Consider the following 13,047-nt stretch of genomic DNA (forward strand, 5'->3'; position numbering starts at 1 on the left):
TCAGTCCTCCTCGGGGACGATGGCCCCGACCTGGTCGAAGACCGCCTCGGCCTTGGGGTCGAGGACCCGGCTGGCCCAGCGGACGTAGATGATGGTGATGGCGAAGGTCGTGACGAACTGACCCAGCCCGAGGATGACCCCGATGTTGATGTTGCCGAAGACCTTGGTGCTCATGAAGTCGTGGGCGAACATCGACAGCAGCACGTAGAGGAAGTACCACGCAAGGAAGAACGCGGTGACGGGGAAGACGAAGCCGCGGAAGGTGCGGCGCAGGTCGCCGAACTCCTCGGACTCCTGGACGGCGATGTAGCGCTCGCCGAGCGGTTGAGCGTCGTTGCTCATGGCTCACCTCCGGTTGTGAGTGGGTCCGGACAGCGTTGACCGAACGAGCTACAGAGTGGCCCGGATCACGCACCCACGTCCGGGACCGCCGCGGGGCAGGCGGCCGGCGGGTGCTGCCGTCGCCGTGCGGGCGGCCCGGACGCGACGAACGGCAGGTTGTGCGGGACGAGCGGTCGGCGTCGAGCGGTGGTCGCGCTCCGGCGTTGCGGTCAGCTGCCCTCGACCAGCACGTCCTCGGGGGTGTGCAGTCTCGTCATCGTGCGGGCCCAGCGCCGTGGCCGGGAGGCCGGCGTGAGCAGCGAGACGACGATCGTCACGACGAAGGCGAGGGGCGTCGCCCAGGCGGTCGGCGCCGCCACCAGTGCTCCCGGCCAGCCGGCCGGGGCGAGGCCCATCACGGACACGATCGCGGCGATGACCGTGGTCAGCCCGCCCACCGTCACCCCGGCGGCGGCTCCCTTCGCCGTCAGCCGGGTCCACCAGACGCCGAGGATGAGCAGCGGCGCAAAGGTGGCGGCCGCGATGGCGAAGGCGTGACCGACGGCGGAGGAGATGCCGACGGGCTCGGCGGTGATGGCGGCGACGAAGGGGGCCAGCACCCCGACGAGAGCAGCGAGGCGGAAGGAGGAGGCGGGCGGGACGTCCCCCCGGGACAGCCGAGCGGTGAGCGGCCGCATCACGTCCTGGTCGATGGCGCCGGCGACCGACATCGCCACACCGGAGGCCGTGGCCAGGAACGCGGCGAAGGCGCCGCCGGCGACGAGCGCTGTGAGCAGCTGGCCGTCGAGCCCGGGGAGCACGGCTCCCGGGAGGGCGAGGACGACGGTGCGGCTGGCGTCGCCCCCGACGTCGCCGTGGTCGAGGTAGGCCCGCCCGAGGTAGCCGTAGATCGGCGGGAAGACGTAGAAGATGCTCAGCAGGGCCAGCACCGACACGGTCGTGCGACGGGCGGCGACGCCGTCGGGGTTGGTGTAGAAGCGCACGGCGATGTGGGGCAGGCCCATCGTCCCCAGGCACAGGGCCGCGAGGGTGCTGTAGGTCGTGAAGAGCGTGCGGCTCGTGGGCTCGTCGCTCGTGAGCGGCTCCCACCACGAGGTGGCCGCCTGCGGTATCGGCCCCCCGTCGCGCTGCCAGACCAGGAGCAGGACGAAGGCGGGGACGGCGATCGCCGTGAGCTTGATCCAGTACTGCACGGACTGGACGAGGGTCACCGAGCGCATGCCGCCGGCGGCGACGTTGAGGACGACGATCACGGTCAGGACGGTGGCCCCGACCCAGGTGGGCAGACCGCTGACGTGGCGAAGGGCGAGCCCGGCGCCTTGCATCTGGGGCAGCAGGTAGAGCCAGCCGATCCCGACCACGAGCAGGGCGCAGCCCCGCCGCAGGGTGCGCGACTCCAGTCGTGACTCCGCGAAGTCGGGGAGGGTGTAGGCGCCGGAGCGCCGCAGGGGAGCGGCGATGAGGATGAGCAGCACGAGGTAGCCGACGGTGTAGCCGATCGGCATCCAGAGCATGTCGACGCCCCGGTCGTAGACCAGGCCGGCCACGCCCAGATAGCTTGCGGCCGAGAGGTACTCGCCGCTGATGGCGCTGGCGTTGCGCCACGGCGAGACGGCCCGACCCGCGACGTAGAAGTCACTCGTCCCCTTAGCCAGCCGCAGGCCGAGGGCGCCGAGGGTGAGCGTGGTGAGGCAGACGAGGGCGATCGCCAGGACGCTGAGCGGCTCGCTCACCGGCGGCCCACGAGGTCGCCGAACTCGGCCTCGATCCGCTCGCTGGAGCGGGTGTACCACCACGCGGTGAGGACGACCCCGGGGTAGACGAGGGCGCCCAGGACGATCCACGGCACGGGGAGGTCGAGGATGCTCAGTCGCCGGGTCGCTGGGACCAGCGCGAAGAGGAGGGGGAGTGCGCCGAGGGTCACCGCGCCGAAGGCCAGCGTGCCCAGTGACAGCTGCAGCTGCGCCCGCACGAGTGAGCTGACATAGGCGGTGCCGAGCTGTGAGTTGCCGGCGATCTCGTCCCGGACGGTGCGCGGGCGGGTGTGACGGCTGGGGCGACGCGTGCGGGTCACGCGCACGCGGACCGGTGGGGTGCTCATCCGTCGTCGGTGGTCGTGCGAGGCCGCAGCAGGGTGCCGCGCAGGTGCCGGGTGTGCCGACGGCTCACCTGCAGCTCGATGTCGTCGACGATCACGGTGCAGCGACCGCCGTCGTTGTGGATCTCGCTGATGTGCCGGGTCGAGACGAGCGTCGAGCGGTGGATGCGGACGAAGCCCGCGTCGGCCCACTGCTCCTCGAGGGTCGCCAGCGGGATGCGGACGAGGTGCGAGCCCGTCGGGGTGTGCAGGCGGGCGTAGTCGCCCTGGGCCTGGACCCAGCGGATGTCGCTGCGGGGGATGAACCGCGTGACGCCGCCCAGCTCGACCGGGATCGTCTCGTCGTCCTCGGGGGTGGCGGAGGCAGGTGCGTCCCGATCGCCAGCGGCCAGGCACCGGCGGACGGCCTCGCCGATCCGCTCGGGGCGGACCGGCTTCATGATGTAGTCGACGGCGTCGAGGTCGAAGGCGTCGACCGCGTGGGTGTCGTGCGCGGTGACGAAGACGACCTGCGGCCGCTCGGTGAAGCGCCGGATCACCCGGGCCAGCTGCATGCCGTCGAGGCCGGGCATCGAGATGTCGCTGAAGACCACGTCGATGCTCTCGCGCTCGAGCGCAGCCAGGGCGGCCGTGCCGCTGGACGCGGTGAGCACCCGCCCGACCCGATCGTCCTGGTCGAGCAGCCAGGCGACCTCGTTGCGTGCTGGCGCCTCGTCGTCGACGACGAGCACGGTGAGCGCTGCGGGCTGTGGCGGACGCGGCATGGCCACCAGACTAGGCCGGTTCCTCGAGCGCCGGGGAGTACTTGGGTACTCGGAAGGAGACCCTCATCCCGGCGCCGGGCGCGGTGTCGACGACCAGACCGAACTCTTCGCCGTAGACCTGCCGCAGCCGGGCGTCGACATTGCCCAGCCCCACGGAGTCGGAGCGTGACTGGCCGTCGAGGATCTTGCGGATGGCGTCGGGGCTGGCCCCGACACCGTCGTCGTCGACGCTGATCTCCGCCTCGCTGCCGTGGTCGGTCGCGCTCAACGTGACGTGACCCGGCCCCTCCTTGGGCGCGAGTCCGTGGCGCACGGCGTTCTCCACGAGGGGCTGGATGGCGAGATAGGGCACCCGGACCGGCAGCACCTCCGGGGCGATCTTGAGCGTGATGGCCAGCCGGTCGCCGAATCGGGCCTGCTCCAGCACGAGGTAGCGCTCGACATTGCGCAGCTCCTCGCTGACGGTCGTGAAGGCCCCACCGCGACGCAGCGCATAGCGGGTGAAGTCCGCGAACTCGAGCAGCAGCTCGCGGGCCCGGGCCGGGTCGGTGCGCACGAAGGAGGCGATCGCGGCGAGCGAGTTGTAGATGAAGTGCGGGGAGATCTGGGCCCTCAGGGCTCGCAGCTCGGCCTCCATCGCGCGTGTCCGCTCGTAGCCGAGATCGGCGAGCTCGACCTGGGTGGCCACCCAGGACGCGACCTCCTCCGCGGCCCGGGCCAGGCCGGCCGACACGGCCGGGCCGTACCCGGCGATGGCCCCGATGACCCGGTCGTCCACGACCACCGGTGCGATGACCGCGGCCCGGATCGAGCAGTCGGTGCTGGTGCAGGTCACGACGTCCGGGCCGAGGACCACGGGCTGACCCGAGGCGAGGACCTGCGCTGCCTGGTCCATGACTGCGGGCAGGTGGTGCCTCCCTTCGCCCTCCCAGACGATGACGCTGGAGGCATCGCAGACCGCCAGGCCGGGGGTCGCGAGCATCGCCTTGAGGTAGGGGGCCGCGCGCTCGCACCCGTCGTCGGTGAACCCGTCGGCCAGGTGCCGGGCGGCCTCGGAGGCGGTGTGCAGGGTCTCGTAGGTCGCCTGGTCGGTGACCGAGATGAAGCCGGGACGTGCCCGGCGCCACCGCACGAGGGTGACGACCAGCCAGAGCGCGAGGAAGGCGCCCGTGACCACCACCACAGTGGGGAGGTGCAGGCCGGCAGTCATGGCGGAACCCTAGTGCGGCCTAGGCTGGCACGGTGCCTGACACCAGCCCTCTCGTTGCCGCCCTGACCCAGCTCGCCGCCCTGCCCGAGGTGGCGGCGGCCTCCGACCATGCCCGTGAGGTGTGTACGCAGCTGCGCTGGCACGAGGCGCTGCGACGTCGCATCCCCGAGGCCTCGGCCGAGTCGCGGGTGCGTGGCGCCTGGGCGAGCGCGGAGCTCGACGGCGCCCGCTCGACCGCGTCGATCGTGCGCGAGATCATGATGGGCGCCCGGGGGCGCAGCGCCGAGCCGGACCCGGCAGAGCGCGTGATCCACGGAGCGATCGCCGCCACCGCCGAGACCGAGCACCTGCGCGACCTCGTGACGCACTCCCCGGGTCAGGCGCTGGCGCGCCTGCACACGGCCGCTGCGGCCCAGCTCGTGGACGACCGCGACCAGCTCGGCCGGCCGCGGGTCGAGGGGGAGGGGTGCGACGAGTTCGCCGACCTCGGTCCCGCGCCGACGGGGGAAGAGCTGCGGCGACGCCTCGACGGGATCATCGAGCTGATGCGCTCGGCCAGCGAGGCCCCGGCACTCGTGGTCGCGTCGATCGTCCACGCCGAGATCGCGACAGTGCGTCCCTTCGTCGTCGGCAACGGCCTCGTCGCCCGCGCCGTCGAGCGCGCTCTCATCGCTGCCACGGGGCTGGACCCGACCGGTGTCGCGGTGCCGGAGGCCGGCCACGGGCACGAAGGGGGACCGGCCTACCTCGGCTCGCTCAACGGCTACGTCCACGGCGGTGCTCCGGGGGTGTCGCTGTGGCTCAAGCACTGCGGCGACTCGCTCGTGGCGGGTGCGGAGGAGGGCTGGCGGGTGGCCGAGTCGGTGCGCGCCGGGCGGCTGGGCTAGAGGCTGGGCCAGAACTGGGAAAAACCTGAAGGCGCGTCGAATTGCGCTCACAGAAATCACGATTACAGTTCTTCTCAGTTGCTCCCTTCGGGTCGAGCAACCAACGCACGGCTCCCTCCCCCCCGGAGTCCGCGCGTTGACGGCCCCGGCGCTCCCCCGCCGGGGCCGTCCCCTTTTTTGCCACGACATCTGGGTCGGCGGGGACTCGTCCACAGGCTCTGCCTGACGAAGGGGGTTGTCCCCAGTCGTGCGGCGAGCCGGCCGCAGGGTGGGGCGGCGCGGCAGGGTCGCGGTCATGCACCCAGTCGTCGTCATCACCGCAGCCTCGGGTGGGTTGGGCGTCTCCACCCTCGCGGCCGTCACCGCCACCGTGCTCGCCCGGGACTCCTCGCCGACCCTCGTCGACGCGGCCTTCGGCGCCGGCGGCCTGGACGCGACGATCGCGGCGGAGCACGTCGACGGACTGCGGTGGGGAGATCTCTCGGCGCACGAGGGCACGGTCGATGCAGCGCGTCTGCGGGGCGCGCTTCCCCGGGCAGCGGTCCCCACGCTCGCGGCCCGGGGCCCGCGCCCGACGCCGGCCGTCGTGCGCGATGTCGTCGCCGGGCTCGCGGACCTCGGGCCGGTGGTCGTGGACCTGCCGTGCTCGGGCCGGGTCCCGCCGGTGTGGGCCGAGCTCGCCGACGTCGTGGTGGTCCTCGTCGGCCTGCGGCCGCGCTGGTTGCGCGACGGGGAGGCCTGGGCCTCGACGCTGGGGGAGCGACGGGAGTCCGCGCTGCTGGTCACCCGTGGCCCGCGACGGGCGCAGCGGGTCTGCGACCGGGCTGCGGAGCACCTCGGCATCCCACTCCTCGACCATCTCGCCGATGATCCCGGGGTGCTGCGTGACGAGGCGCACGGGCGCTCGCCCCGCCCCAGGGGGTCCGTCGGAGAGGTGGCCCGCGCCCTCGCCGCGGCACTGCCGTCGGCGACCGGCCCCCTGGCCGAGCACGTGCTGGGACTGGCCTCGTGAGGTGGTCGAGCGCAATCGACGCGCACGTGCAGGCCGGGCGCGCTCCCGACGAGCAGGTCATCGAGGAGGTGGCCCGCTCGGAGGAGGTGCGGCTGGGGGGCTCCGGCGCAGTGCGCAGGTCGGGCGAGCTGAGGGCCGACCTGATGGGCCTGGGCGTCCTGGAGTCCTTCGTCGGCGACGAGCGGGTCACCGACGTGCTCGTCAACGGCGACGGGACCGTGTGGGTCGACCGAGGTCGCGGGGTCACCCGCGCCGATGTCGAGGTGGGTGACGAGGGCGCGGTGCGTCGGCTGGCGACCCGCCTGTCCGCGCTCGCCGGTCGTCGGCTCGACGACGCCCAGCCGTGGGTGGACGGGCTGCTGCCGAGGGGCATCAGGCTGCACGCGGTCCTGCCGCCCCTCGTCGCCGGCGGGGCGCACATCAGCCTGCGCGTACCCCGCCACCGGGCTGGTGGGCTGTCCGCCCTGGTGGACCTGCAGATGGCGACACCTCGGCAGGCGGACCAGCTGCGGGAGGTCGTGCGCGATCGGCAGGCCTATGTGGTGACCGGTGGCACCGGGACGGGCAAGACGACCCTCCTGGCGGCACTGCTCGCCGAGGTTCCGGCGGACGAGCGGCTCGTCGTGGTCGAGGACGTCGGCGAGATCCAGGTCGGTCACCCGCACGTCGTGCGGCTGCAGGCTCGATCGGCCAACACGGAGGGGGCAGGCGAGGTGACCATGGTCCAGCTCGTCCGCCAGGCCCTGCGCATGCGACCGGACCGGTTGGTGGTCGGTGAGGTGCGGGGCGCCGAGGTCAGGGACCTGCTCCTCGCGCTCAACACGGGACACGAAGGAGGCTGCGGCACCCTGCACGCCAACCGTGCCGCCGACGTGCCCAGCCGGCTCGAGGCCCTGGGGGCGCTGGCGGGGATGAGCCCGGAGGCGGTGCGGGCGCAGGTGGCCAGCGCCCTGGAAGTGGTCGTGCACCTGCGTCGGGCGGGTGGTCGACGGGTGATCGACTCGATCGGCCCGCTGCCGGGGGCGCGATCGTGACGCCCTGGGTCGTGGGTCTGGTCCTGGCGGCCGCGCTGGTGTGGCCGGGGCGGTGGGCCGGGGTCGGGCTGGGGGGTCAGGGCACGCCGGCCTGGCGGCCGTGGCGCCGCACGGAGGGCGGCCGGTTGCAGGACCTCGAGTCGCTCGCCGGGGTGGCTGACCTGCTCGCGATGGCCCTGCGCTCGGGAGCCACGCCGGTCGCCGCGGTCAGCGTGGTCGCTGCCGAGGCGCCACGACCGTGGCAGCCGGTCCTCGAGGAGGTGCACGAGGAGCTGTCGTCGGGTGGCGTCGCCGGGCAGGTGTGGCGCAGGCACGTGCAGGAGCATCCCGAGCTCGGCGCGGTCGCAGGCGCCTGGGCGCTCAGCGAGGGCCTCGGCGTGGCCCTGGCGCCGTCGATGGCGACGAGCGCCCAGGTCCTGCGGGCCAGGGTGCAGGCCCGGCGACGGCTGGAGGCCTCCACCGCGGGCGCGAGGGCGACGATGCGGATGCTCACGCTGCTGCCCCTGGTGGGGCTGCTCGCCGGCTTCGCCTTCGGCCTCACCCCGTGGGAGGTGTACGGGCACAGCGCGGTGACGATGGCCTGCGCCGTGCTCGGTCTGGTGCTCACCGCGATCGGGTGGGGCATCTGTCGTTGGGTGCTGGCCAGGGCGGTCGCGCCCACGGTGCACCGGTGAGTCTGCTGCTCGTCACCCTCGTGGTCGCGGCGGTGGCCTTGTGGCCCGGACACGACTCCCGCGTGCGGTGGCTGCGCCGTGAGGTGGAGGCGCAGGGCGACCCGCCGGTGTCTGCCCTCACCGTCGACGAGGTGGCTGACGCGAGCGTGCTGCTGGCCCTGGCGTTGCAGTCCGGCCGCGGCATGGTCCAGGCGTTGGAGGAGGTCGCCGGCGTCTCGGCGGCGGGCGCAGGGGAGGACCTGCGGCGGGTGGCGGCCGCTCTGCGCTGGGGCCGCTCCATGAGCCAGGCATGGTCCTACGCCCGCAGGGTGTGGGGACCGACGGCCACGGCCTTCGTCGTCGCGGATGCTGTGGGTGCGCCGTCGGCGTCGGTGCTGCTCGACGCCGCAGCGAGCCTGCGCGACGCGGAGGCTCGTCGTCTGGAGGAGGCGGGGGGTCGGGCCGCGGTGATGCTCGTGCTCCCGCTGGGGCTGTGCTTCCTGCCTGCCTTCATCGCCACGGCTGTCGTCCCTGTCGTCGCGGTCCTCGTGGGGACGCAGCTGGGGTGAGCTCGTCCGGTGGACGTCACACCCGAGGTGGGGCCTGCGCCCTCGGCGGTGATGGGACCTGGCCGGGAGGGTGAGGCCGCCGCTTGCCCGAGGGGTGGTTGTCCACAGCAGTCGTGGCATGAGACCCGCTCGTGCACAGGTGCGGGTGCTGACCCACCGGAGGGCGTCGGGGAGCGAAGGGTGGGTCTCACCGCGGCACATCGGGTGCCGCCCAAGGGGAGGAGCTTCCCATGAAGAGGTCCATCGTCCGGTGTGGCCACCGGGCTCGGTTGGCGTGCGACGCAGGGATGACGACCGCGGAGTACGCAGTCGGCACCCTGGCGGCCTGCACCTTCGCGATCGTGCTCCTGGCAGTCGTGAAGTCGGGAACGGTCGAGACGGGACTGTCGGGTGTCATCCTCGAGGCGCTCGGCATCCGCTAGGGCCGGCGACGAGGCGGGGATGGTGACGGCCGAGCTGGCCCTCACCCTCCCCGCAGTCGTCCTCGTCCTGGTCATCTGCCTCTCTGCCCTGTCCTGGGGTGTTGAGCGCGTGCAGTGCGTCGATGCGGCCCGGGTGACGGTGCGCGAGCTGGCGCGTGGTGAGCCGTCAGGACGCGCGCTGGCCGATGCGCAGCGGGCCGCGCCGGAGGGGGCCCGAGTCACGGTCAGTCGCAGTGGTGGGGACGTGACGGTCACCGTGACGAACCCGCCGCCGCCGGCCTTGGCCTTCGCCGTGCAGGAGACCTCGTGCTCGTCCACGGCTCGGGTGGAGTCGACTGATGATCTGTCGTGACATCGCGAGCGAGCGCGGGTCGTCGACCGTGCTGGCGGTGGGGCTGATCGCGGTCCTGCTGACCGTCACGCTGGCCGCCCTGGCGGTCCTCAGTGCGGTGCGAGCAGCGCACGTGGCGCGCTCGGTCTCCGACCTGGCCGCCCTCGCTGGAGCGATCGAGTACCAGCAGTCACCCGATGCAGGGGCGGCCTGTGCCGAGGCGACGCGCATCGCTGCTCGTCATGATGTCCAGGTCATCACCTGCCGCATCGGTGGCGGGGGAGAGGTGACGGTGACGACGTCCGCGGCGATCCCCCTTCGTCTCGGGGGGCTCGGGCCGGATCACGCGGAGGGGACGGCGCGAGCCGGGCCGGCGCCGCTGGCGGAGACACCACGATGAGCCGGGCCGCGTCCGGCGCGTGCCTCACCGGGGAGGGCGCGGCCGGGTCAGAGCAGACCGACGACCAGCAGGGCAACCCCGACCGCGGGGAGCGCGCCCTGCTTGATCGCAGCGCCTGCCTTGTCAGGGCTCGACAGGAGCAGGACGAGGCTGGCGGCCACCATCGAGCCGGCGCCGGTGAGCACCAGCGTGGCGGCGACGGCGTGCTGTCCTGCCGCGTGGAGGACGATGCCGAGTCCCACCGTGATGGCGAGGAAGAGGTTGTAGAAGCCCTGGTTGAAGGCCATCTCCCGCGTCGCCTCGGCCTCCTGCGCGGTGGTGCCGAAGACGGCCCGCGCTCGGGTCGTCCAGGCCATCGACTCCAGGTAGAAGATGAAGACGTGCAGCAGGGCGGCGAGACCGGCGAAGACGAGCCCCGCGATGACCATGGTCTTGACCCGTCAGAGACGGGTGTCGCCCTCACGGCGGATCGGGCGGGTGGCGTCGTCGGCGACACCCTCGCGACGCACGGGTCGGGTGGCGCCGCCAGCGCTGGTGTCGATGCGCTGGGTCCGCTGCTCGGCGAGGGTCGGGTCGTGGCGCTCGGCGGCCTCGGCTCGCTCACGGGCGATCTGGGTCGAGGTGCGCTGGTCCTCCAGGTCGCGCTCACGGCGAGCGATCTCCTCCTGGTGCTCGGCATCGAGCCGGGCCTGGCGCTCGCGGGCCTCGGCCGCCTGCTCCTTGCGCAGGCGGCGGGCCCGCGCCTTGCGGGTCAGGGCCCACTTGATCAGCACGAGTCCCAGCCACAGCAGGAGCATCGTCAGCATGCCGACGATGACCAGGGTGAGGGGGTTGAGGTTGATCGTGACGGTGTCGAAGAGCCGGATGTCGACGTCCTGTCCGGACACCTCCGGCGCCGAGGTGCCCATGAGCAGCGCTGCCCCGAGGGCCAGGGCGACGAGCACGAGGATGAGGCCGAGGATGACCATGTCAGTCCTTCCGGTACGTCAGCCGGCGGTCGCCGGCGGAGCTTCTGCACTCACTGTATGACCGAGGGAGTCCAGCAGCAGGTCAAGCAGCGCAACGGCGCTGGGCGCGTCGAGGGGCTCGTTGCCGTTGCCGCACTTGGGCGAGACGACACAGGCCGGGCAGCCGCTCTGCGCGCACCGGCACGAGGCGATCGTCTCACGGGTCATCGCCAGCCATGTGCCGATCTGCTCGTGGGCACGCGCCGCGAATCCGGCACCACCGGGATGCCCGTCGTAGACCATGATCGTCGGCAGGCCCGTCTGCGGGTGCTGGGCCGTCGAGACCCCGCCGATGTCCCAGCGGTCGCAGGTGGCGAGCAGCGGCAGCATGCCGATGGCAGCATGCTCGGCCGCGTGGGTGGCGCCCGGCACGTCGGCCTCGGCCACACCGGCGGCAGTCAGCGACTCGGGCGTCATCGTCCACCACACGGCCCGGGTCGACAGGGTCTGCTCGGGCAGGTCGAGCTCGTGCCGACCGATGACCTCGCCGCTGGGCAGACGCCGGAGGAAGCCGGTCACCTGCCGCCGGACGTCGACCCGACCGAAGCTGACCCGCACGGGGCCGTGGTCGATGCCCGACTCCTCCGCGACGATGTCGAAGGAGGAGACCGACTGGGCGTGCGTCGACCAGCCGGGGTCGCCCTGCGTCACGGTCGCCGTCGCCTGCTCCAGGTCGAGGTCGGTGACGACGAAGGTGCGGCCCTGGTGCACGTGGACCGCCCCGGTGTGGACCTGGGCGTGCGCCGAGCCCTCGTCGATCGTCCCGAGGACGCGACCGGACCTCCCTTCGACGATGCTCACCACGTCACCGATGCCGCGGAGGGAGACGTGCTCACCCGGTCGGTCGGGACGGGTCCAGAACCATCCGCCCGGCCGGGCCCGCAGGATCCCGCGCTCCACCAGGACCTCGAGGACCCCCGCGAGGCCGTCGCCGAACCACCGGGTGTCGTCCATCGTCACCGGGATCTCCGCCGCGGCGCAGGCCACGTGCGGGACGAGGACGTGGATGTTGCGCGGGTCGAGCACGCTGGTCTCCACCGGAGCGTCGAAGATCGTCTCCGGGTGCTCGACCACCCACGTGTCGAGCGGGTCGTCGGCCGCGAGCAGCACTGCGAGAGCGTCCTGCCCGTCACGACCGGCCCGCCCGGCCTGCTGCCAGACCGAGGCCAGGCGACCCGGCCACCCCGCCATGAGCACGACGTCGAGACCGGCGATGTCGATGCCGAGCTCGAGGGCGTTGGTGGCCGCGAGCCCGAGCAGGTCGCGATCACGCAGGCGCCGCTCGATGACGCGCCGTTCCTCCGGGAGGTAGCCGCCGCGATAGGCCGCGATCCTCCCTTCGTCCACGATGCTCACCTGACGCGACGCGGAGGAGGCGAGCGCCTCGACGCCCGCGCGGGAGCGGGCGAAGGCGAGCGTCTGCACATCCCGTCCCACGAGCTGCGCCATCAGCTCGGCGGCCTCGGTCGTGGGGGAGCGGCGGCTCCCTTCGTCGTCCTCGGGGGGCTGCCACAGGGCGAAGGTGAGCGCGCCACGCGGGGACCCGTCGTGGGTCACCGCGAGCACGTCGTCGCCGATGAGGCGCGAGGCGTGCCCGCCGGGGTCGCCGACCGTCGCCGACGCGAGGACGAAGACCGGGTCCGCCCCGTAGCGGCGCGCCACCCGCCGCAGCCGGCGCAGGAGGAGGGCGACGTGCGACCCGAAGACGCCCCGGTAGACGTGGCACTCGTCGATGACGACATAGCGCAGCCGCCGCAGGACGTGCGCCCAGTGCTCGTGCCCGGGCAGCAGGGAGTGGTGGACGAGATCGGGGTTGGTGAGGATCACGTCGGCGTGGTCGCGGATCCAACGCCGCTCATCGGTGGGCGTGTCCCCGTCGTAGGTCGCCGCGCGGATCCCGGGCACGGCCCACGACTGGATGCGCGCCAGCTGGTCGGCCGCCAGCGCCTTGGTCGGCGAGAGATAGAGGGCGGTGGCGCCGCGCCCGTTGGCGCTCGACCTCCCGTCGAGCACCGCGGTGAGCGAAGGGAGGAGGTAGCCGAGCGACTTGCCCGAGGCCGTCCCCGTGGAGAGCACGACGTGCTGCCCCTCGCGCGCGGCCTGCGCGGCCTGCGCCTGGTGCGACCACAGCCGGTCGATCCCCGCCCCGGCCAGCGACTGGCGCAGCGGCGGCGCGACCCAGTCGGGGAGCTCGGCGTGCTCCGCGGGACGTGCCGCGATGTGCTCCACGTGGCGCACGCGGTCCTCGCGACCCGCCGACAGGGCGGCGAGCAGCTCGGGAGCCTGCGGACGGTGGTGGGACATGTGATCTACGGTAG

Annotated in this window: 16 protein-coding genes; 8 read left to right on the plus strand and 8 right to left on the minus strand. The window is 73.1% G+C overall.

The window, feature by feature from the left end:
- The 5 genes from EXU32_RS01355 to EXU32_RS01375 form a co-directional block, all read right to left on the minus strand.
- Complete coding sequence (locus EXU32_RS01355; protein ID WP_130628276.1) at positions 1 to 342, minus strand: DUF485 domain-containing protein; 342 nt, start codon at positions 340 to 342, stop codon at positions 1 to 3.
- Positions 343 to 551: 209 nt separating this feature from the next.
- Positions 552 to 2,075, minus strand: coding sequence for a cation acetate symporter (locus EXU32_RS01360; RefSeq protein ID WP_130628277.1), 1,524 nt, complete (start codon positions 2,073 to 2,075; stop codon positions 552 to 554).
- Entirely contained in the window at positions 2,072 to 2,443 is a 372-nt protein-coding gene (locus EXU32_RS01365) for a hypothetical protein (RefSeq protein ID WP_130628278.1), read from the minus strand. Before EXU32_RS01365 ends, EXU32_RS01360 begins: the two co-directional genes overlap by 4 nt.
- Entirely contained in the window at positions 2,440 to 3,204 is a 765-nt protein-coding gene (locus EXU32_RS01370) for a LytR/AlgR family response regulator transcription factor (RefSeq protein ID WP_130628279.1), read from the minus strand. Before EXU32_RS01370 ends, EXU32_RS01365 begins: the two co-directional genes overlap by 4 nt.
- A gap of 10 nt (positions 3,205 to 3,214) precedes the next feature.
- Positions 3,215 to 4,414 carry a histidine kinase gene (locus tag EXU32_RS01375; protein WP_207233857.1) on the minus strand — a complete coding sequence of 400 codons (1,200 nt, stop codon included), beginning with the start codon at positions 4,412 to 4,414 and terminating at the stop codon, positions 3,215 to 3,217.
- A gap of 32 nt (positions 4,415 to 4,446) precedes the next feature.
- Here EXU32_RS01375 and EXU32_RS01380 point away from each other — a divergent pair, with 32 nt between their 5' ends.
- From EXU32_RS01380 to EXU32_RS01415, 8 genes are all read left to right on the plus strand, one after another.
- Positions 4,447 to 5,301 carry a Fic family protein gene (locus EXU32_RS01380; RefSeq protein ID WP_130628280.1) on the plus strand — a complete coding sequence of 285 codons (855 nt, stop codon included), beginning with the start codon at positions 4,447 to 4,449 and terminating at the stop codon, positions 5,299 to 5,301.
- 295 nt (positions 5,302 to 5,596) lie between these two features.
- Positions 5,597 to 6,313: a hypothetical protein gene (locus EXU32_RS01385; RefSeq protein ID WP_130628281.1), complete on the plus strand. Its 717-nt coding sequence runs from the start codon at positions 5,597 to 5,599 to the stop codon at positions 6,311 to 6,313.
- Positions 6,310 to 7,347, plus strand: a complete 1,038-nt coding sequence (locus EXU32_RS01390; protein ID WP_242612850.1) for a TadA family conjugal transfer-associated ATPase — start codon at positions 6,310 to 6,312, stop codon at positions 7,345 to 7,347. Before EXU32_RS01385 ends, EXU32_RS01390 begins: the two co-directional genes overlap by 4 nt.
- Positions 7,344 to 8,021 carry a type II secretion system F family protein gene (locus EXU32_RS01395; RefSeq protein WP_130628282.1) on the plus strand — a complete coding sequence of 226 codons (678 nt, stop codon included), beginning with the start codon at positions 7,344 to 7,346 and terminating at the stop codon, positions 8,019 to 8,021. Before EXU32_RS01390 ends, EXU32_RS01395 begins: the two co-directional genes overlap by 4 nt.
- The gene (locus EXU32_RS01400; RefSeq protein WP_130628283.1) at positions 8,018 to 8,569 is read left to right on the plus strand and encodes a type II secretion system F family protein; all 552 of its coding nucleotides are present in this window, start codon (positions 8,018 to 8,020) and stop codon (positions 8,567 to 8,569) included. The genes EXU32_RS01395 and EXU32_RS01400 overlap by 4 nt, the downstream gene beginning before the upstream one ends.
- A gap of 230 nt (positions 8,570 to 8,799) precedes the next feature.
- Positions 8,800 to 8,991 (plus strand): DUF4244 domain-containing protein, encoded by a 192-nt coding sequence (locus tag EXU32_RS01405; protein ID WP_130628284.1) that lies wholly within the window; start codon positions 8,800 to 8,802, stop codon positions 8,989 to 8,991.
- Positions 8,992 to 9,010: 19 nt separating this feature from the next.
- Complete coding sequence (locus tag EXU32_RS01410) at positions 9,011 to 9,343, plus strand: TadE family type IV pilus minor pilin (RefSeq protein WP_130628285.1); 333 nt, start codon at positions 9,011 to 9,013, stop codon at positions 9,341 to 9,343.
- Entirely contained in the window at positions 9,330 to 9,722 is a 393-nt protein-coding gene (locus EXU32_RS01415) for an Rv3654c family TadE-like protein (protein ID WP_130628286.1), read from the plus strand. The genes EXU32_RS01410 and EXU32_RS01415 overlap by 14 nt, the downstream gene beginning before the upstream one ends.
- A gap of 47 nt (positions 9,723 to 9,769) precedes the next feature.
- Here EXU32_RS01415 and EXU32_RS01420 read toward each other — a convergent pair whose 3' ends face one another.
- From EXU32_RS01420 to EXU32_RS01430, 3 genes are read right to left on the minus strand one after another with little or no spacing between them, the layout of a single operon-like run.
- Entirely contained in the window at positions 9,770 to 10,150 is a 381-nt protein-coding gene (locus EXU32_RS01420) for a DUF1304 domain-containing protein (protein WP_130628287.1), read from the minus strand.
- A gap of 12 nt (positions 10,151 to 10,162) precedes the next feature.
- Positions 10,163 to 10,690 (minus strand): hypothetical protein, encoded by a 528-nt coding sequence (locus EXU32_RS01425; RefSeq protein ID WP_130628288.1) that lies wholly within the window; start codon positions 10,688 to 10,690, stop codon positions 10,163 to 10,165.
- 18 nt (positions 10,691 to 10,708) lie between these two features.
- A complete protein-coding gene (locus tag EXU32_RS01430) occupies positions 10,709 to 13,033 on the minus strand; it encodes a DEAD/DEAH box helicase (RefSeq protein ID WP_130628289.1) in 2,325 nt (774 codons plus the stop codon).
- Positions 13,034 to 13,047 lie beyond the last annotated feature (14 nt).

The organism is Janibacter limosus (genome assembly GCF_004295485.1).
Classification (GTDB): domain Bacteria; phylum Actinomycetota; class Actinomycetes; order Actinomycetales; family Dermatophilaceae; genus Janibacter; species Janibacter limosus_A.